Annotated in this window: 15 protein-coding genes; 5 read left to right on the forward strand and 10 right to left on the reverse strand. The window is 70.9% G+C overall.

What is annotated here, in order from left to right; genetic code table 11:
• Positions 1-69: 69 nt before the first annotated feature.
• A complete protein-coding gene (locus tag ACFXKZ_RS37915) occupies positions 70-690 on the reverse strand; it encodes an L-threonylcarbamoyladenylate synthase (RefSeq protein ID WP_380007620.1) in 621 nt (206 codons plus the stop codon).
• Between the two features lie 282 nt (positions 691-972).
• On the opposite strand from ACFXKZ_RS37915, the gene ACFXKZ_RS37920 reads away from it, so the two are divergent.
• The 3 genes from ACFXKZ_RS37920 to ACFXKZ_RS37930 all read left to right on the forward strand — a co-directional run bounded on the left by ACFXKZ_RS37920 (position 973) and on the right by ACFXKZ_RS37930 (position 4073).
• Positions 973-1608, forward strand: a complete 636-nt coding sequence (locus ACFXKZ_RS37920) for a hypothetical protein (protein ID WP_380007623.1) — start codon at positions 973-975, stop codon at positions 1606-1608.
• Between the two features lie 872 nt (positions 1609-2480).
• Entirely contained in the window at positions 2481-3005 is a 525-nt protein-coding gene (locus ACFXKZ_RS37925; RefSeq protein WP_380007625.1) for a pyridoxamine 5'-phosphate oxidase family protein, read from the forward strand.
• Positions 3006-3113: 108 nt separating this feature from the next.
• Positions 3114-4073 carry an ROK family protein gene (locus tag ACFXKZ_RS37930; protein WP_380007628.1) on the forward strand — a complete coding sequence of 320 codons (960 nt, stop codon included), beginning with the start codon at positions 3114-3116 and terminating at the stop codon, positions 4071-4073.
• Positions 4074-4083: 10 nt separating this feature from the next.
• Here the strand turns inward: ACFXKZ_RS37930 and ACFXKZ_RS37935 are convergent, their stop codons facing one another.
• The 8 genes from ACFXKZ_RS37935 to ACFXKZ_RS37970 all read right to left on the reverse strand — a co-directional run bounded on the left by ACFXKZ_RS37935 (position 4084) and on the right by ACFXKZ_RS37970 (position 13912).
• On the reverse strand, positions 4084-5634 hold the full coding sequence (locus ACFXKZ_RS37935; RefSeq protein ID WP_380007631.1) for a GMC oxidoreductase: 1551 nt from the start codon (positions 5632-5634) through the stop codon (positions 4084-4086).
• A 65-nt stretch (positions 5635-5699) separates the two neighbouring features.
• Positions 5700-7163, reverse strand: coding sequence for a GMC family oxidoreductase N-terminal domain-containing protein (locus tag ACFXKZ_RS37940; RefSeq protein ID WP_380007634.1), 1464 nt, complete (start codon positions 7161-7163; stop codon positions 5700-5702).
• Positions 7142-7594, reverse strand: coding sequence for a hypothetical protein (locus ACFXKZ_RS37945; RefSeq protein WP_380007637.1), 453 nt, complete (start codon positions 7592-7594; stop codon positions 7142-7144). The genes ACFXKZ_RS37940 and ACFXKZ_RS37945 overlap by 22 nt, the downstream gene beginning before the upstream one ends.
• Complete coding sequence (locus ACFXKZ_RS37950; protein WP_380007640.1) at positions 7591-9009, reverse strand: aspartate aminotransferase family protein; 1419 nt, start codon at positions 9007-9009, stop codon at positions 7591-7593. The genes ACFXKZ_RS37945 and ACFXKZ_RS37950 overlap by 4 nt, the downstream gene beginning before the upstream one ends.
• Positions 9006-10394, reverse strand: coding sequence for an NAD(P)/FAD-dependent oxidoreductase (locus ACFXKZ_RS37955; RefSeq protein ID WP_380007643.1), 1389 nt, complete (start codon positions 10392-10394; stop codon positions 9006-9008). The genes ACFXKZ_RS37950 and ACFXKZ_RS37955 overlap by 4 nt, the downstream gene beginning before the upstream one ends.
• Entirely contained in the window at positions 10391-11365 is a 975-nt protein-coding gene (locus ACFXKZ_RS37960; RefSeq protein ID WP_380007646.1) for a glycosyltransferase family 2 protein, read from the reverse strand. Before ACFXKZ_RS37960 ends, ACFXKZ_RS37955 begins: the two co-directional genes overlap by 4 nt.
• 19 nt (positions 11366-11384) lie before the next feature.
• Positions 11385-12620, reverse strand: coding sequence for a DegT/DnrJ/EryC1/StrS family aminotransferase (locus tag ACFXKZ_RS37965; protein ID WP_380007649.1), 1236 nt, complete (start codon positions 12618-12620; stop codon positions 11385-11387).
• A 44-nt stretch (positions 12621-12664) separates the two neighbouring features.
• Positions 12665-13912, reverse strand: a complete 1248-nt coding sequence (locus tag ACFXKZ_RS37970; RefSeq protein ID WP_380007652.1) for a GNAT family N-acetyltransferase — start codon at positions 13910-13912, stop codon at positions 12665-12667.
• 414 nt (positions 13913-14326) lie between these two features.
• On the opposite strand from ACFXKZ_RS37970, the gene ACFXKZ_RS37975 reads away from it, so the two are divergent.
• Both ACFXKZ_RS37975 and ACFXKZ_RS37980 read left to right on the forward strand, forming a co-directional pair.
• Positions 14327-14638 (forward strand): hypothetical protein, encoded by a 312-nt coding sequence (locus ACFXKZ_RS37975; RefSeq protein ID WP_078982114.1) that lies wholly within the window; start codon positions 14327-14329, stop codon positions 14636-14638.
• 132 nt (positions 14639-14770) lie between these two features.
• The gene (locus ACFXKZ_RS37980) at positions 14771-17974 is read left to right on the forward strand and encodes an amino acid adenylation domain-containing protein (RefSeq protein ID WP_380007655.1); all 3204 of its coding nucleotides are present in this window, start codon (positions 14771-14773) and stop codon (positions 17972-17974) included.
• A 77-nt stretch (positions 17975-18051) separates the two neighbouring features.
• Here ACFXKZ_RS37980 and ACFXKZ_RS37985 read toward each other — a convergent pair whose 3' ends face one another.
• The gene (locus ACFXKZ_RS37985; RefSeq protein ID WP_380007658.1) at positions 18052-19275 is read right to left on the reverse strand and encodes a hypothetical protein; all 1224 of its coding nucleotides are present in this window, start codon (positions 19273-19275) and stop codon (positions 18052-18054) included.
• Between the last annotated feature and the right edge of the window lie 146 nt (positions 19276-19421).

The raw sequence follows: 19421 nt of genomic DNA on the forward strand, positions 1-19421 counted from the left end.
CCGGACGTCAAGTCGTCCGGGGCTTTTCCGTGCGCCGCCTCGTCCGCCGTCGGGGCGGCCGGTGCGCCGCTACTCGAAGCGCGCGGTGTCGCCCGCCCCGCGGCGGACGATCTCGGCCTCGTCGCTGGAGAAGTCGATGACGGTGGTCGGCTGGGTGCCGCATTCGCCCGAGTCGACCACGGCGTCCACCACGTGGTCGAGCCGTTCCTTGATCTCCCAGCCCTGCGTCAGCGGCTCCTCCTCGCCGGGCAGGAGCAGCGTGCTGGACAGGATCGGCTCACCGAGTTCGGCGAGCAGGGCCTGGGTGACGACGTGGTCGGGAATCCGCACGCCGACCGTCTTCTTCTTCGGATGCAGCAACTGCTTCGGCACCTCCGACGTCGCACGGAGAATGAAGGTGTAGGGGCCGGGAGTCGACGCCTTGATCGCCCGGAACACGTCGTTGTCCAGGTGTACGAACCGGCCCAGCTGGGCGAAGCTCTCGCACACCAGGGTGAAGTGGTGCCGGTCGTCCAGCTCGCGGATCGCGCGAATCCGGGCGATGCCCTCACGGTTGCCCAATTGGCATCCCAGTGCGAAACACGAATCCGTCGGATACACGACGAGCGACCCGCCGCGGATCAGGTCGACCACACTGCCGATGGTGCGTTGCTGGGGGTTCTCGGGATGCACATCGAAATACTTCGCCATGCGCAGACCTTACGGCGACCGGGACCCGCCCCCGACCAAAGCCCACCACCCGACGGCGGCCGTTCCGTCGGAGGTCGAGGGACGGGGGGCTTGTCCGGCGTCACTTGTGGGGCCCGCCGCACGATCCAAGGCGTAGCAATCCGGTGACGTGGCGGGACCCAATTCGTCGAGTCTTCCGGACTAACGTCGATCTTGCACAGCGCGCCACCACCTCCCGTCCCAACGCCCGAGGCAGTGGGCAACGTGCGCGTCCTCGACACCAATTGCTCGGGAGAAAATCGCATGTCCCTCGTAACGACCCGCCGTACGAACACCGTCCGTACGCCGGCCGGCACCGTGCCGGCGGCGGCTCTGCTGATTCCCACCGCAACGGCGTGCAACTCGGACGACAAGGACAAGACCAGCGCGCCGGCCGCCACGGCCAAGGCGGGCGACAACACCCCGCCGGCCGGCACGACCAAGCCGAAGACCGGCACCCCACCGGCCACGGCGCCCAAGGGTGGCTCCTCGGGCGGTGGCAAGACCCTGGTGGACGGCAGCACCGCCCAGATCGAGAACCTCGGCGCGCAGCGCTACCGTGCCAAGATCGTCAACGGCGGCCAGGTCCTCGCCACGCTCGAAACCGATGACAAGGACGCCGGGCTCGACGCCAACGGCATGTTCGTCGTGCTCTCGATGGACGGCACGATCCACTCCTGGATGGGCGGCGAACACACCGGTCCGGGCACCTTCCAACTCCCCGGCGGCTGGACGGCCGAGGTCACCAAGGTCGGCGAACTCCGCTTCCGTGCGCGGATCCTCGGCAACGGGGGCGCGGACTACGGCACATTGGAAGCGAACCAGCACGACGCCGGCGCGGTCGCCAACGGCATATACATCGTGCTGAGCGCGGGCGGCGAGATCAGCGCCCACGAGTAGAACCCCCCCGCTGCGGCCCCGACGGTCGCCCGGCGCGATGGTGGAGCCACCCCGGCTGCTCCACCCCTGCACAGACGCAAACGTTCGATCGGCAACGCCCCCCTTGCCGAGCGGGCCCGAAATCCGCTGCGATCCGGCCTGGGAATCGGCCGCCCATGCGGTGCCATGGACATGAGTGGGCTTGCCCACCGAGGCTTCGGGTCCGGCGCCGACCGCCACCACCGGGCCCGGCCCGCGTACCGCCCCGCGGTGATCGTGTGCCTGCCTGGCGCGGTCGAGCCCTCCGAGGCGATACGGGCCACCACCTGCCCGCGGTGCGCCGCGACTTCCACCGGAACGAGACCCTCACGCACGCGGAACCGGCCGACCGTATCGGCACGTTCGGCTACGTCAACGCGCTCCCCGAAGCCGAGCACGAGGTCTTCTTCGCCCACCTGCGCACGCACCTGGCCCCGGGCCCCGGACCCCGACAGCGGCGATCACCAGGAGATACAATGGGAGTTGCAACGCAACCTGCAACGCAACCTGCAACGCGAGCCGCTACGGGGAACGGGACGAAGGCTGCGACGTGAGCTGCAACGGAAGCCGCGACCCGCGACACATCCGGACACCCAGAGTAGTCACACCGCAACAGATCGTCGCCGAAGCCACGCCCATCCTGTGGGAGTTTCACACGCCGGCTCGGAATCAGGCCATTGGACCGCCGCTCCTTGATCGATTGCGCAATGCACAGGAATGGAGCAGCGGCGTTCCGGATTCCACGACCTCGGCAGGCTTATGGTGATACGCGCCCGTTGTTAGAGTGACACGGTAAATGCAGCGAGCCGGGCGGGGATTCTCTTCGCCGAATCAGCCAGCCGACGGAGGTGCACGTGTCGTTGTCCGATGAGGATCTTCGAATCATCGCCGGAGACGTTCTGCGATCTGTTCGCTATCTCACCCTGGGGACCGCCTCTCGGGGCGGTGAATCATGGATGACCCCATTGGCGCACGCCTGGGACTTCGAGGACCACTTCTATTGGATATCGGCCGCCGACTCCCGGCACTCGCGCAACATCGACGAGAATCCGGCCGTTTCGGTGCTGGCCTACGACCTCGGCACGACCGGGACGGACCAGGCCCTGTTCGGCAGCGGAACCGCCCGGCTGCTGAGCGACGACGAGGTCGCCGAGGGCTGCGCCGTCTACTACGCGCGGCGCTACCCCGACCCGGAGGTGCGGGTGAAGCGCGAGCGCCCGGCGGACGACTTCCGCGGGGCGTCGCCCAATCGGCTCTACCGCGCCCGCATCGACGCCTACTCCCTGCTGCACCCGGACGGCCACCCCGTGCACGGTGGCCTGGTCAGTCACCGCGTGACCGTTGCGTTCAGCACCGCGCAGCTGCAAACCACCGGCTGAGCAACCGGACGAATCGGGCGCCCGGGCGGCTCGGGCGCCTTGTATCGTGACGCCCTCGGGGACGCGCGGGTGGGCCGGGACGGCCGCCCCGAGTGAGGAGTCACGGTCATGCGGACGTATGCCGGTGAGGACGTCGTGCTCGGTCTCGACCTCGGAGGCACTGCCTTCAAGTCGGCGTTGATCGGCCGCGACGGCACCCACGAATTCGTCGGCCGGCACCGCAGCGGGCGCGAACTGGGCCCCGACGCCGTGGTGGACCACGTGCTCGAGCACGCCGTCGCCTCGGTGGCCGAGGCGACCCGGCGCGGCGCCGTGGTGCGCGCCGTCGGGGTCGCCGCCTGCGGGGTGGTGGACGAGGCGGCGGGGGTGGCCGTGTTCTCCTCCGCCTTCCGGTGGCGGGACGTGCCGCTGCGCGACCGGGTGGCCGAGCGGCTGGGCCTGCCGGTGGCGCTCGGGCACGACGTGCGCGCCGGCGGTGTCGCCGAGGCCCGCCTCGGCGCCGGCGTCGGCCACGACGTCTTCCTGTTCGTGCCGATCGGTACCGGCGTGGGCGCGGCGATCATGATCGGCGGACGGCCGTTCGTCGGCGCGCACTGGCGGGCCGGCGAGATGGGCCACACGATCCTGCGGGCGAACGGCCGCGTCTGCGGATGTGGTCAGCGCGGATGTGTGAGCACCGTGGTCGGCGGGCCCGCCATCGCGCGCCGCCATCACGAACTCGCGAACCCCGGCGACGGGTCGGCCGTCGATGCCGCCGACGTCGCACGCCTGGCGGCCGAGGGCGATGCGATCGCGATCCGGGTGTGGTCCGAGATGATCGACGGCCTGGCCGACACCTTGGTGACGTCCGTGACGATGCTCGATCCCTCCGCCGTCGTGCTGGGCGGGGGGATCGGGCGCTCGGGTGACCTGCTGCTGCGCCCGTTGCGCACGGAACTCGAACGGCGATTGACCTTCCAGGTGCCGCCGCAACTGCTCGGCGCGCGCTTCGAGGACGAGTCGGGCTCGTTGGGCGCCGGCCTGCTGGCCTGGGACCTCCTGGCCGGCGATCCCCCGTCCGGCGCCTGAATACCCGCCCTCAACCGGCGAGTTCACCGTCCGCGGCGATCCGGAAGGCATTCGCGGCGATGGTCAGGCCCGGGTTCACCGCGGCCGAGGACGGGAACACCGCGCTGTCGGCCACCCACAGATTGTCCAGGTCGTGCGCCTTGCCGTAGGGGTCGACAACGCTGGTGGCCGGGTCCTCGCCCATCACCGCCGTACCGCACTGGTGGGAGTTGACCGCGACACCCATGCGTCGGGTGAAGACCATCGGGTATCCCGATCGCCGCATCGCGTCCGTGGTGCGCCGCACCAGTTCCCGATGCGGCGCCAGGTTGTTCGGCGACCAGTGCACGACCACCCGATCCGCCCCGTCGACGGTGATGCGATTGTTCGGCGTGGGCAGGTCCTCGCTGGTGAGGTACAGGTCGACGCTGTGCGCGGCCAGCGCGCCGAGGATCGGTGCCGGCACCCGATCGCCGAGCACGCGGGCCATCGGGGCCTGGAGCTTCCCGAGCGTTTGTACATTGCCCAGCGGCCCGTGCGGACCCCCGTCGCGATACCAGTCGTTCCAGCCGAGGGTCTTTTGGAAGACCGTGTCGTTGCGGCGGCGCGGGTCGACCGCGACCACGAACGTGCTGTTGTGCACCATGTAGTTGCGGCCCACCCGCCCCGAGCCGTCGGCCAGACCGCGCCCCGACCCGGCCCCGGACCGCAGGAGCAGCGCGGCGGTGTTGACCGCCCCGGCCGCCAGCACGAATCGTTCGGCCACGACGCGCAGTTCCCGGCCGTCCCGGGTGGCGACGGCCTCGGTCACGCGGGTGCCGCTCGGGTCGGTGCGCAGCCGTACCACCGTGGTGCGGGTCAGGAGTTCGACGTTGCCGGAGGCCAGCGCGGGGCGCATCGCGCACACGTCGGCATCGCTCTTGGCATCGAGCAGGCACGGGAACCCGTCGCAGGTGGCGCAGCGCACACAACCTCCCCCGGTACGCAGATCCACCCCGATCGGCATGTCGAACGGCGTCAGTCCCTGGCCGCGCAGGGAGTCGGCCAGTTCCGCGATGGCGGGTTCGTGGGCCACCGCGGGAAACGGGAAGTCGCCCGACCGCCACGGCTCGGTGGGGTCCTGCCCCGGGGTGCCGTGCACCCGGTAGACCCGCTCCGCGCGGGCGTAGTGCGGCTCGATGTCGCGATAGTCGATCGGCCAGGCCGGGGAGACGCCCTCGTGCAGGTCGACCGCGCCGAAGTCCGTTTCCCGAAATCGCGGCAGTGTGGCCCCATATACCTTGGTGTTTCCGCCCACGTAGTAGTGCACGCCCGGTCGGAAGGGCCGGCTCGTGCCGTCGTACCAGCTTTCGCTGTTGCGATAGCGGCCTTGCGTGAAAACGGCTTTCGGCGACCAGTTCTCGTATTCGCGCGGCAGGAAATCCCCCCGCTCGATCACCGTGATCCGGGCTCCGAGATCACGCAGCGCGTAGGCGAGTGTTGCGCCTCCCATGCCGGAGCCGATGATCGCGATATCGCACCGAATCTCGTCGGAACGCGGTGCCGGCAGGCCGGGCAGCTGTGCGGGAGGGGTATTCGACACGTGGGTGTTTTCCTTTCCCGGATTCCGCGTCGGGGCAGTCTGGGTAGTCGGGGCAGTCAGGGCAGTCAGGGCAGTGCCAGATACCTGGCGGTGATCTCGTGGGCGAACGCCATGATGGTCCCCTGCGGGCTCACCCCGGTCGCGCCGGGCAGCACCGACGCGTCGCACAGGTGCAGTCCGCGCAGGCCGTACGGTCGGCCGTATCCGTCGCACATGCCACCGCGTTCGGGCAGGCCCATCGGGCACGACGCCATGGCGTGCACCGAGACCAGGTCCCAGCGTCGCGGGTCGGCTCGCGGGACGAACGCCTCCGCCTCCGCGTCGGAGCGCAACACGCGCCGCTCGGGTGCGTACAGCTCGACCGCGCCCGCCGCGAACAGCACCCGCGCCGCCTGCCGCAGTCCGTACCGCAACAACTCCCGGTCGCTCGCCCGCAGATGATGCCGCAGAAGCACACCCCCGCCGGGCAACGCGGTGACGCGGACGCCGCCGGACACCCGGACCTGCACCGTGTACGTCCCGACGTGGTCGATGTCCGCTAGCAGCCGGGCCGGCACGTGCGGCGGATGCCCGGCGAGGCTCGCGGCCAGGGTGCCGGGGGTGAGGTTGGCGGGCATGACCAGGATGCCCAGGTCGGCGAACTCGTGGAGCTGGGTGGTGAAGATGGTCCCGTCCCGGGCCGCGACGGGGTCGGCGAAGCGCGCGTTCACCCGCAGGTTGACGTGGATCGCGGTGTGCCGCCCGGCCCGGCGCGCATGGATGCCGCTGCGTTGCAGCAGGGCGGGGGTGCCCAGGGCGCCGGCGGCGAGGAAGACGACGTTCGGCCGGTAGGTCGTCCGCCGTCCGTCGAGGCCGACCGCGTATACCGCCGTGACGGTGCGCCCGTCGTGCCCGATGCGGACCGCGCGGGTGCCGGCGTCGATGTGCGCGCCCCTCCGCCGGGCCTGCGGGAGATAGGTGAGCGCCATGCTCTGCTTCGCGCCGGTCGGACAACCGGTGGCGCAGCGGTTGCTGTGTCGGCATCCGCGCACCGCGCGGCGGGCATCCTGTCGGCGCCAGCCGAGGGCGTCCGCGCCGACGGCGAGCAGCCGCGAGTCCCGGTTGGCCGGCGGGCGTTGCGTGTGCGTGATCACCGACAACCGGCGGGTGATCCCGCGCAGGTGTGCGTCGAGGTGTTCGGCCCGATATCCGTCGATGCCCGAGCGCAGCGCCCAGCGGTCGAGCAGGTCGGCGGGCGGGGGCCACAGCAGGCCGCCGTTGACCACGGTCGTGCCACCGACACAGCGCCCCTCGCCGAAGGCGATCGTCGGGCGCCCGTGGATCGGGGACAGTCCCGCGTTGCGGTACAGCCGCCGCATGTTCTCGGCGGGCGACGCTCCGGCGATGTCCGCGACGAACACCTCGGGCCCCTCCTCCAGCACGATCGGTCGCCGGCCCGCGCGCGCCAGTTCGAGCGCGGCGACGGCCCCACCGGCGCCGGAGCCGATCACGAGGGCGTCGCAGTCGATCACCGCGGGTCGTTCGGCCATGCCCGCTCCGGAAGTTCGGTACCCGCGGCCCGCGCCGGCACCGCCGGCCGCACACCGTCCAGCGCCCCGTAGCAGGCGAGGGCGCCGGCGGTCCGCATCACGGTGCCCAGCACCGGCAGCCGTTCCAGCCGCGCCGCACCCACCAACAGCACGTCCGGGGACGCGAGATCGAGCCGACGCCCCGTCACGAGCCAAAAGACGGACGGCACCAGGCGCAGCAGCACGCCGAACGCGGCCCGATAGGGCGGCGCCAGCGCGGCCAGGCTGCCCGCGACGTGCACGTCGGCGAGCGCGGCGGCCTCGGGCTCGCGCAGCGGCGGATATCGGACCACCCACACGCGCGCCAGGCCGCTCGCCCGCAACGCCCGGGATGTCCGCGCGAGTGCGCGCCGGCCCGCCGCCGGGTCGGGGGCGGCGTCCCCGCCGCTCACGCGGTCACCCTGTCCTTCACGAAGGCGGTGACCAGCCGGGTGATGCCCTTGTCCAGGACCCGGTCCAAGGCGGTGAGGAAGAGGTCGATCTCCTCGTCCTCGGCGATCAGCGGCGGTGCGGCGATCAGCGGCAGTCCGTGGTTGGAGCCGTAGTAGGTGAGCACGTCGTGGTCGTGGTAGAGCGCCGAGATCACCGCTCCGGTGACCAGTTTCGCGCGCAGTTGCGGGTCCCGGGCGAAGGGCCCCGGGAGCAGCCGCGTGATGCGGTCGAGCCGGGCCGGGCCGGCGTTGAGGAACACCCCGTGCAGCGCGCCGCGTCCGGTGCTCGCGGCGACGAGGCGGTGGTGTGTCTCGGCGAGTTTGGCCAGTCCGTTGCCGAGGCGTTCGCCGATGTGCCGGGCCCGGGCGGGGTAGTCGTCCTCGACCGCGATCGCGACGGCTTCCAGGGCGGTGACGGTCTCCTCGCCGAAGCCGTGGTAGGTGGTGCTGTGCAGGGTGGCGTCGGCGAGGTTGTCGTAGGCGCGACGGAAGACGTGTTCACGGGCCACGTAGCCGGAGATGGACGCCTTGCCGCCGCCGAAGGACTTGGAGGTGACGAGCACGTCGGGGATCAGGTCGCGGTGGCGCATGAAGTGGAACAGCGAGCCGGTGCGTCCCCATCCGGTGAAGACCTCGTCGAAGACGAGCACGATGTCGAGTTCGTCGCACATCCGGCGCACTGCGCGCAGGAACTCCTCGGAGCACTCGCGCAGTCCGGAGGCGCTGAACGGTTCGAGCACCACCGCGTACACGTCGCTGCCGCCGTCGCCGGTGCGGTGTCGGTCCAGGGCGAGGGCGAAGGAGTCCACGTCGTCGTAGGCGAAGCGGTCGGTGCCGGGCAGGCTCGGGAAGGGGAAGTGGATCTCCGGCGAAGCGGTGAGGCTGCCCGCGCCGAGGAGTTTGCCATGGAAGGCGATGTCGGTGTGCAGCACCGTGCCCCGCCGGCCGCGATGGTATTTGTACGCCAGTTTCAGGGCGCCTTCCACGGCCTCCGCCCCGGAGTTGGGGAAGTAGGCGATGTTCAGGTCGCCCGGCAGGAGCATCGCGAGGTTGTGGCCGAGCGCGGCGACGTACGGGGAGAGGTAGTTCTTGTGCACCTCCATGCTCTTGCGTTCGGCGAAGCGGCGGCGTGCGGCCAGGATCCGCGGGTGGTTGTGGCCGTGGTTGAGCACACCCACCCCGCCGGTGAAGTCGAGGACGCGGCGGCCGTCGCGCAGGGTGATCCAACAGCCTTCCGCGTGATCCACGAGGTCGCGGCCGAATCCGAACGAACCGATCAGGGTGACCTGGCTGCGGCTGACGTGGCGCCGGTGGAGATCGTGCACCTCGTCGATCGACAGGCGCTCGCAGGCCTCGGCGTCGAGCAGTTCGCTCACGTCCCGTCTCCCGTTCGTAGACTGGCCAGACCGGTGCGTTCGTGGGCCCGCACCCGATCGGCGACGAGCCTGCCCGCGTTTCTGCCGTGTCGCACCGCGTAGTTGGTGCCGCGGTCCTCGGGGAAGACCTGCGCCATGCCGGCCATGTACAGGCCGGGTACCGCGCATTCCACGCCGGGCACGATCCTCGAGTAGTTCCGGGTGATCACCGGTTGTGCGTGATCCGCGCGCCAGACGTGGTAGCCGCGCACCCATTCGTCGCGAAAGCGCGGGAACATCCGGCGCAGGTGGGGCAGGCTGTACCGGAACACCTCCTCGTCGCTCATCCGGTACAGCGCCGAGTCCTCGGGGAGGTATTTGGAGAGGTAGACGATGTGTCGGCCGCCGTAGTGGCCCGGATCGTCGAAGTTGGTGTGCTCGATGACGCCGACGTAGGGGAACGTGGGGTCGGTGACGTTGAGCCAGTAGGTGTCGGAGAGCGCGTGGGTGTTCTCCAACACCAGGCAGATGTTGGCCAGGTAGGGGATGCTGCCCAACTGGCGGCGCAGCGCGGGCACGGCGAGGTGTTCGTCGTCCTGGCCGGTCAGCATGTCGGCGAGCACGCTCGGCGCGGTGGTCACCAACACCCGTCGGGCAGAGACCACTTCGTCGCCGACGCGGACCCCGGTGACACCGCCGTGGTCGACCAGGACGGCGGAGACCGGGCTGTGCAGCCGCAGTCTGATGCCCAGTTCGCACAGTCGGGGCCGCCAGGCGTCGAGCAGAGCGCCGCAACCGCCGCGCAGGTAGTGCAGCATCTCGCGCCCGGATCTGCTGCGGCTGCCGCCGCGAAGGTGCAGTTTGGTCCACATCCATGTGGCCCCGACCTGGGGGGCGTAGGTGCCGAACTTGCCTTCCAGGAGTGGTTGCCACACCAGGTCGAACACCCGGCGTCCGCCGATGCGTACGAGCCATTCCTCGGCGGTGAGTGCTTCGAGTTGGCGCCAGTGGCGTACCCGCGCGGCGCGCATCACCATCAGTCCCAGGCGCACCCGGTCGGCGGGCGGCAGCGGGGCGAAGCGCAGCACGTCGAGCGGGCTGGACAGGCGGTGGATGGTGTTGGCGTGGTAGAAGCCGGTGCGGGCCGGCCGGCGCTCCACCAGGTGGCCGCGGCCGAGTTCGGCGCACAGCCGGAACATGTCGTGATCGGACTCGAACCAGTGGTGGTAGAAACGTTCGAGTTGTCCGTCGCCGACGTCGAAGGTGCCGGCCAGGCCGCCGATGCGGTCGTCCGCCTCGACGATCAGGGTTTTCAGGCCCGCGAGTCCCAGTTCGTGCGCGGCGGCGAGGCCGGTGAATCCGGCGCCGACGACCACCACGTCGAACCGGGTGTCGTCGCGGCTCACGACGCCTGCTCCTCGGGTTCGGCGAGCGCGGTCACCGGGGTGACCGCGTGTTGCCGGTCGCGCCGGGCGACCACGTAGGACGGGCGGCCGCGCGTCTCGTGGTGGACCAGGCGCAGGTATTCGCCCAGCACGCCCAGGAGCAGCGCTTCGCCGCCGAAGGTCCACGCGGCGACCGGCATCGGCCGCCGGCGCACCGCGGAGGTGAGCGCGACGCCGCCGAGCCAGGCGACGCCGACGGCGGTCGGGAGCCGGGCGGGCGTGGCCGTGCAGGTCATCACGCCCCGGTGGGACAGGCTCGCCATCTTGCGCAGCGTGTACTTGGACCGGCCGGCCGAGCGCGGGGCCCGACCGTATTCGATGCTGGTCTCGGCGAAGCCCGCCCAGCCGACGAGTCCGCGCAGGAAGCCCGGGTCGCCGGACAGTTCGGTCAGGGTCTGCACGACCGAGCGGTCGAGCAGCCGGAAGTCGCCGGTGTCCAGGGCGACGGGATGGTCGGCGAGGGACTTGAGCAGGCGGTAGTAGACGTAGGCGGTGGCGACCTTGAACCGGGTGTCGCCGTGCCGCGCGACGCGGCGACCGGAGACGACGGGCCAGCCCTCACCCCAGCGTTCGACCATGGCCGGGATCAGTTCGGGCGGGTCCTGGAGGTCGGCGTCGAGGGTGACCACGGCGTCGCCGCGGGCCTCGCGCAGTCCGGCCATCATGCCGGGCTGGTGGCCGAAGTTGCGTGTCAGTTGTACGAGTTGCACGTGGTTGTCGGCGCGGGCCAGGGAGGTCAGGACGTCCCAGGTGTGGTCCCGGCTGCCGTCGTCGACGAAGACGATCTCGTGGTCGTATCCGTCGAGTGCCCGCATGACGGTGGAGATGCGGCGATGTGCCTCGGCGACCACCTCTCCCTCGTTGTAGCACGGCACCACCACACTGATCAGCGGCGTGTGCGGCGCGGGTCCGTCCGCCTTTCGCTGCGACACGGTGCGGACTCCTTCCGGTTCAGCCCAGGACGGCGTCGCGCGTCGCCCGGAACTTCTCGGCGGCGGCTGCGACGTCGTGCGGGCGGCTGAAGACGTCGACTCCGAAGTCGGCTCCCAGGTAGGTGTCGGTCAACCCCACCGTCAGGGCCACGGACCTGCTCAGGACGTCGTCGGTACGGGGCAGCGCGCCGGGGCGGTAGGTGTGTCCGCGGGCCGGGGGTTCCACCGGGCGGAAGGGGCAGGACGGGTGGTCGGGATCGGCCAGGGCCCGCAGTTCCGGCAGGCCCCCGTAGTGGTGTTTGGGCGAGTGCAGCAGGGTCTTGGAGCCGAGGCCGGAGGCGACCTCATCGGCGGCCTCGCGGTCGTCGAAGACGTAGACCGCGACGGTGGCGCAGTCGCCTGCGGCGTCGTGCAGGACCCGTTCGGCGACGCCGTCGCGGGTGCCGATCGCGTCGGTGAGGTCGCGTTTGAGCGCGCGTGTGCGGGCCAGGACGTCGTCCAGGCGTGCCAGTTGCGCGCGCGCCACCGCCGCGCCGAACTCGCCCATCCGCAGGTTGAGACCCAACAGCACGTCGCCGGGGCCGGTTTCGCGCGCGTAGGGGAACCAGCCGTGGTGGTGGAAGGAGTAGGCCCGCTGGAACGTGGCGGCGTCGCGAGTCAGCAGGAGACCGCCGTCGCCGCCGGTGACGACCTTGAAGACGTTGAGCGAGAAGGCCCCGGCCTCGCCGATGCCGCCGAGCGGGCGGCCTCGGTAGGTGCCGCCGCACGCCTGTGCCGCGTCCTCGATCAGGAGCAGGTCGTGCTCACGGGCGATGCGGGTCAGGGCGTCCATGTCGCAGGAGGCGCCCAGCATGTGCACGGGCATGATCGCGCGGGTGCGCGGGGTGATCCTGGCGAGCACGTCCGCCGGATCGAGGGTGAGCGATTCGTCGATCTCGGCGAGCACGGGCGTCGCGCCGCTGTAGGCCACGGCGGACAGGCAGGCGACGTACATGTATCCGGGGACGATCACCTCGTCCCCGGGTCCGATGCCGAGCGCGGCGAAGGCGGTCAGCAGCGCCGAGGTGCCGCTGTTGACCGTCAGGCAGTGCGGGGACGCGAGCCGGCTCGCCGCCTCCCGTTCGAGCCGGCGGCACTGCGAGTCCTGTGCCACGGGTTGGGAGTGCACCCCGACCGTGTTCTGCCAGGCGTCGAGGACCTCCGCGATGTTGCGTCGTTCCTCGTCACCGAAGGACGCGTACCCGGGACCGGGCATGCGACCGCCTCCTCACGTCGTGTTCGTGGCCGGTGCGGTGGGACTCAGAACACCGTCGGGCAATACGGCGCCGGGTCGTGGTGGAATGCCCGGGTCGCGGCCCGGAGCGCGCCCGACCGGTGTTCGACCACCCGCCCGGCCGCGGCCAGTTGCGTCAACGAGGTGCCGCCGAGGTACACGGCACCCAACTCGCGTACGGTCAGGGCCAGATCGGCCGGGGCCGAGGTACGCGCGCACTCGGCCTCGTGCGTGCCGGTGCGCAGTCGCCAACGGCCCTCGTTCCACGGGCAGATCGGGTCGGCGACGTCCAGCACCAGATCGACCTCGGCGCCGTATCCGCGTCCGGCGAGGGCACGTTCGACGTCCACCGGGCGGGTGTAGAGCTGATCGCGCGCGACGGGCGCGGCGCTACGCGGGTCGTCGAGCAGGGCCAGGATCGCGTCGTCGACCGGGCGGTCGGCGATCACCGTGCCGCCGAGGTCGATGTCGAGCAGGGCCCGCCACAGACTCGCGTACGCGGCCGGGTCGTTCGCGAACAACTCGCGGACGTGCACCTCGTAGCGCGGGTAGGAGTTCTCCCATCGGGCGGTCAGCGAGTAGAGGGCGTATCCCCTCGCCGGCTCGCCGTCGTCGGCCCCGGCCAGCATGCACAACAGCCGTCCCGCGCCGCCGCGCCGCTCCGGCAGGTCGAGCACCGCCCGGCGCATCCAGGTGCCGTCGCGCCGGGGCATGCCCGGCCGTCGATCGATGGCGTGCTCGTAGATTCGGGTGATGTCCGCGCCGCATCGAGCCGGGTCCAGGACGCGCACGGACAACGGCGGGTCGGCGGGCGGGGCGGTCAACTCGCTTGAGGAGCGGGGTATTTGGATCCGGACGGCGCGGGTGGCGGAGCCGAATCCGAAGCGTCCGTAGATGGCCGGCTCGGTGGTGTGCAGCGCGGCGACCGCCTCCTCACCGCGGTCGTGCAGGCCGGCCAGGGTGCGCCGGATCAGGCCGCGCATCAGGCCGCGCCGGCGGTGCGTGGGGTCCACGGTGACGTAGCCGATGCCCGCGATCGGCTGCCGACCGCCCGGGACGCTCATGTCCAGCGAGTACAGGGCGAGCGTGGCGCAGGTCTCGCCGGCGCGGTGCGCGAGCAGCGAGCGCTTCGGCTCGAATATGTCGCCGATGATTTTTCGATATTCCGGAACCGCCTCGTATCCGCCGTAGGCGAGGGCGACGACATCGGCGAATTGGTCCCATGAATCCGGCGCACGGAAATCGTACCCGTCGACACGTCGGCTCTGATCCACAGGCAAAGGCACCTCGCAGGCATGCGAAAGAGTTCGGGGTGCACGTCTCGACGACGACCCGAACGGGAGAATTGCCGAATTGCGGCGGCCCACGGCCGACCGACCACCGAGTGATCTTTATCGACCGCCGGCTGATCTTTACAGGCCATCGGCCAACAATCATGCTTCACGTCGGGCCTGCGACTGTCAAGGCTTGTCGAGGATTCGTTCGGGAAGCGACCGTGCGGGGTTCGCTACCGATCGATCGAGCGGGAATTGATCCTTCCGTTCCGGTGCTCCGAAATCGGAACAGATCATTCTGCCGAATTCCATGAAGATTGCCGGGGTGCCTTGTGATCTACGGAACCGATCGCTAACACTCGAACGCGACGCCGACGTGCGGATACGCGTCTTCGCTGCGACCGAGGAGATCACATGAGCAATCCGAGGTTTATCGCCGGCAACACCGCCATCGACGACTGGCAGCAGCACGTGGAGGAGGACAACGGCACCGGGATCTACATCGACGTGGACACCAGCGCGGGCAACTTCTCGGAAACCCCGGTGTACACGGCGAATCTGTGCGGGCGCGACTCCATGTGGACCACCACCGGTGGAAACACCATTTACACGCCGACCGCCAAGGGCTTCCGCATCTACGTGCGCTGGCAGGACGGTCGGCCACTGCCGGTGGAATACGCGGTGAGCCACGGCTGGTATATCAGCTGGGTGGCGACCGAGGTCTGATCCGGCGTTTCGAAATTACTGACGGGAAAGCCCTCGGCGACCCATCGGCGAGGGCTTTCCCATCTTTTTCGGCGTCGCGGCCGCCGCTTGTCACGAGTTGTTCGCACCCATGCGACAGGGGACTTCATCGACATGCAGAGGTTGCGCGAGACACAGGTTGCACAATTCCTGGGCCGAGCCGTCTCCCGCCCGCCCGACCGGACCGTCCTGGACCTCGTCGAGGATTGGGCATCGCGAGCCCCACACGCCCCGGCCGTGGAATGCGCCGGCCGGGTCCTCGACTACGAGCGCATGACTCGGATGGCGAGCGCGCTGGCCCGTGATCTGCACGAACACGGCGCCGGCCCCGGCGACCTGATACCGCTCGCCGCCCGCAACGGCCTCGGCCTGCCGGTGGCCATGCTGGCCGTCCTCAAGACGGGCGCGGCGTTCGTGCCCCTGGACGCGACCTGGCCGGAGCAGCGGCTGCACGGCATGATCCGCGCGTGCGACCCGAAGGTCGTGCTGTCCGTCGCCGGCCCGGACACGGAGCGGGACACCGGAGCCGGCACCGCGCGGGACACCGGAGCCGGCACGAGCCGGGACGCCCGGCCGACGTGGGGGGACGACTCCGACGCCCCCGTGACCCTCGCGGTCGACCTCGACCGGCTCGGCGCCCCGACCGCCGACCGCTTCGGCCCGCCGGCCCGCCCCGACAACCTCGCGTACGGCTTCTACACGTCCGGGTCCACCGGCGTACCCAAGTGCGCCCTCAACACGCACCGCGGCCTGCTCAATCGATTCCTCTACATGACCCGCCGGTTCGTGACCGACGACCCGGAACGGGTGCTCCAGAACAGCCGGCACACATTCGACTCGTCGCTGTGGCAACTCCTGTGGCCGCTCACCCACGGCGGAAGCGTCGTCATCCCGGAACCCCGCGGCATGCTCGACCTCGCCGCCACCGTCGACGTGATCGCGCGGCACCGGATCACGATGACCGACTTCGTCCCGACGATCTTCAACAGTCTGGTCGAACTGCTGCACTCGCAGCCGGAGTTGGTGCCACGACTCGGCTCCCTGCGACGGCTGCTGATCGGCGGCGAGGAGATCAACGCCCGCGCCGTCCGGCTGTTCCACGAGATGTTGCCCGACGTTGCGCTGATCAACACGTACGGCCCCACCGAGGCCGCGATCGGGTCGGTCTTCCACGACGTGACCCGCGACCGGCGCAGTCCGCTGCCGATCGGCCGTCCCATCGACAACACGTGGGCGATCGTCCTGGACGAGCACAACCGGCCGGTCGCGCCGGGCGAGATCGGCGAGATCCACATCGGCGGCGAGTGCCTGGGCCTCGGCTATCTGGGCGATCCGCAGCGCACCGATGCGGCGTTCGTCGCGAACCCGTTCACCGAGCTGCCCGGGTCGCGCATGTATCGCACCGGCGATCTCGGGCACCACGACGCGGACGGCGTGCTCTTCTTCGGCGGCCGACGCGACCAGCAGTTCAAGGTCGGCGGGGTGCGGGTCGAATCGGGCGAGGTCGAGCAGGCGATCGCCACGCACCCCGGCGTGCGCGAGGCGAAGGTGGTGGCGCACGAACACGGCGGCTCCACGTACCTGGCCGCCTTCGTCACCGTCGGCCGCGACACCTCGACCGACGACCTGATCCGCCACGCGCGCGCGACGCTCCCGGCCGAATTGACCCCGAAACGCTTCGTGATCCTGGAGAACATGCCGCTCAACGGCAATGGGAAGGCCGATCGCGGCGCCCTGAAACGACTGCTCGACCGCCCGGCGCAGGCCGGAGCGCCCGCCGCCCCCGTTCCGCCGGGCACCGCCGGCGGCGCGACCCGGCCCCTGTCGACCGCGGAACACGCGCGGCAGGCATTGCTCGACCTGTGGGCCGAGGTGCTCCCGGAACCCGTCGTACACGCCGACAAGGACTTCTTCGACAGCGGCGGCGACTCGCTCAGCGCCCAGCGACTCGCCCTGGCCATCGCGGCCCGCTTCCGGACCCGCTTCTCCGTACGCGACGTGGTCGCGGCCCCGACCGTGACGGACCAACTCGCGGCGCTGCGCGGCCGAACCGGGCCGAACGGCAACGGAAACGGCGGCGGCACCGGCGCCTCGACCGCCGCACGGCGGACCCGCCCGGGTCCCGCCGAGCACTTCGGCCACGATCCGGTGCTCCCGCCGGACATCCGACTCCCGTACGCGCCACCGGAACCGCGCGTCGAGCACGTGCTGCTCACCGGCGTGACCGGCTTCGTCGGCGCACAACTGCTGTACGACGTGCTTCGCCTGCCCGGGGTCGCCGCGTACTGCCTGGTCCGCGCCGACGACGCGGAATCCGCGCGCAGGCGCGTGGCGGACAACCTGCGCCACTACGGCCTCTGGCGCGACGAGCACGCCGAGCGCCTGCGCGTCGTGGTCGGCGACCTGTCCGCCCCGGGCCTGGGCCTGGACGACGCGGACGCGCGCCGCCTCGCCGAGCGCGTCGACACGATCGTGCACGCCGGCGCCCTGGTCAACCTCGTGCGCGGATACTCGGCGCACCGCCCGGCGAACGTCGAGGGCACCGTGGAGATCCTGCGGTTCGCGACGCGGTGCCGGCCCAAGGCGCTGCATTTCGTGTCCACCCTGGCCGCGCGCGGCCGGGCACCGGTCCCCGACGGCCCCGGGTCCCGGGCGCCCGAGGCGCCGTGGCCCGCCGCCGACGCCGCCACGACCGGGTACGGGCGGTCCAAGTGGGTGGCCGAACGACTCGTCCTCCAGGCGGCGGAGCGCGGCCTGCCGACGGCGGTGCACCGGCTCGGCGAGGTCATGCCCGCCACCGACACGGGTGTCCCGAACACCGGCTCCCGTACGGACCTGTTCATCCGGGCGTGTCTGCGGGTGGGCGGGTATCCCACGAACCCACTGCTCCTGGACTACACGCCCCTGGACACCGTCGGCGCGCTGCTGGCCGCCGCCGTGGCGCACCACGAACGCGGCTGGTTCCACCTCCTGCATCCCACGCCCGTGCAACTCGGGGGGCTGCTGGGGGCGTTCGGCGCGGCCTTCGGGCTGGAGCCGGTCGGATACGAGACGTTCTGGGCGGCCCTGCACGACGCCTCGCTCGCCGCGCCGGGAGACCGCACTCTGGCGGGGGCACTGGCCGTACTGCCGGCGCCCGACGGGGATCCGCAACCGCACCAAAATCGGCTGGCCGACGTGTTCCAGGACGGCACGGCGCTGTTCTCCGTCACCCGCGCCGAACGGCTGGCCCGGCGGATCGGCCTGCGACCGCCCGTCATCGACGCGAACGTCTTCGACCGCTACGTCCACTACCACCGGATGTCGACGCGCTCGTGACGCGGCCGACGACCCGACGGGGGCACCGACGCGAGCCCCACCCACCGCCCGGGACCGGTCGGTGGGGCTCGAACAGCTCAGCGGATGGCCCGCCCGGGCTTGCGCACCAGGACATGGCCGGTGCCGGCCGCCGCGTACACCGGGGGACGCGGCCGGACCCACGTGTGCGAGAACGGCATGTCGTAGGCGCCGACGGAGCCCACCAGGACCAGCTGCCCCGGGCGCAGCGACGAGGGACCGTCGACGGCTCGGGCGAAGACGTCGCCCTCGTAGCAGTTGTTGCCGTACACCGCGTACGGCTCCCGGGCGGAATCGGCGGCGGGCGCGTCCCGCGTACCGCCCGCGTCGTCGGTGTCCCAAGGCACGAACTCGATCGGGTGGTTGCGCGACTTCACCGTCCGGGCGAGGTTGGTGCCGGCGTCCAGCACCAGCAGGTCGGGGCCCTCGGCGCGGCGTTTGCGGACGGCCACCCGGGCGACGAGCACGCCGTGTTCCTCCGCCAGGCTGCGCCCCGGCTCGACGATCAGGTGCACGTCCCGGGGCCGCAGCCCGAGCAGCCCGCACTCCTCGGCCACCTCGGCCGCGAACTCCGCCCAGGGCGCCGCCGGATCGGCCGTGTCGCCGCGCGGTGGAAACCCGCCGCCGATATTCAGGACGAAGGGCTCCGGGGCGTCGTGGGCCAATTCCGGCAACGTCTCGCGCCACAGTCGTATCGCGGCGCGGTACGTCCGCGGGCCGCCGACCAGGGTTCCCACGCCCAGATGCACGCCCCGCACCCGCACTCCCGCATCGGCCAGAATGCGCCGGGCCCACGGCACCTCGTCGGGCATCAATCCGAATCGCGACCACTCCCCCGAATCGGTCCTGATGGCCAGGCGTAAACATACGCGCGGTCGTGGACCGCCCACGGGAATCGCGGCGGCGACGTGCTCGATCTCCGCCGCCGAGTCGATCTGTATGCCGACCCCGAGCGTCAGGGCCCGGGTCAATTCCGCGGCATGTTTCACCGGCCCGTCGAAGAGAATGCGATCGGGCGGGAAACCGTCGTTCACGGCGGTTTCGAGTTCCGGGCCGGAGACCACTTCGGCGGTCGCCCCCAGTGTGCACAACAGCCGCGTGAACGCGGTCAGTGGATTGCTCTTGTAGGAATACGCCAGGGTGAACCGCGGAAACCACTCGCGCCATGCCTTGTCCATCGCCGAGAAGTCCCGCTCGACCCCGCTCGGATCGACCACGTAGAAAGGTGTCGGTATTTCCCGGGCGATCCGCTCGGCCGCGGCTTTCAGCCGATTTTCGATCACGACCAACCTCCGAATTTCTCGTCGGATACGAGGGAAGGTTTTCACCGTAGGACACCGATCCTGCGCATGTCGAGCCTCGAAAAGGGGAACTCCGATCGGCGCCGGCCGCACCCGCGGGCGGCTTTTCGGCAAACCGTATCGAGGTA

It is taken from the genome of Embleya sp. NPDC059237 (assembly GCF_042754105.1).
GTDB lineage: Bacteria > Actinomycetota > Actinomycetes > Streptomycetales > Streptomycetaceae > Embleya.

Coding starts and splice junctions, on each gene's coding strand:
- ACFXKZ_RS37915 (WP_380007620.1), bottom strand. CDS start 690: ATGGCGAAGTATTTCGATGTGCATCCCGAGAACCCCCAGCAACGCACC.
- ACFXKZ_RS37920 (WP_380007623.1), top strand. CDS start 973: ATGTCCCTCGTAACGACCCGCCGTACGAACACCGTCCGTACGCCGGCC.
- ACFXKZ_RS37930 (WP_380007628.1), top strand. CDS start 3,114: ATGCGGACGTATGCCGGTGAGGACGTCGTGCTCGGTCTCGACCTCGGA.
- ACFXKZ_RS37940 (WP_380007634.1), bottom strand. CDS start 7,163: ATGGCCGAACGACCCGCGGTGATCGACTGCGACGCCCTCGTGATCGGC.
- ACFXKZ_RS37965 (WP_380007649.1), bottom strand. CDS start 12,620: ATGCCCGGTCCCGGGTACGCGTCCTTCGGTGACGAGGAACGACGCAAC.
- ACFXKZ_RS37975 (WP_078982114.1), top strand. CDS start 14,327: ATGAGCAATCCGAGGTTTATCGCCGGCAACACCGCCATCGACGACTGG.
- ACFXKZ_RS37980 (WP_380007655.1), top strand. CDS start 14,771: ATGCAGAGGTTGCGCGAGACACAGGTTGCACAATTCCTGGGCCGAGCC.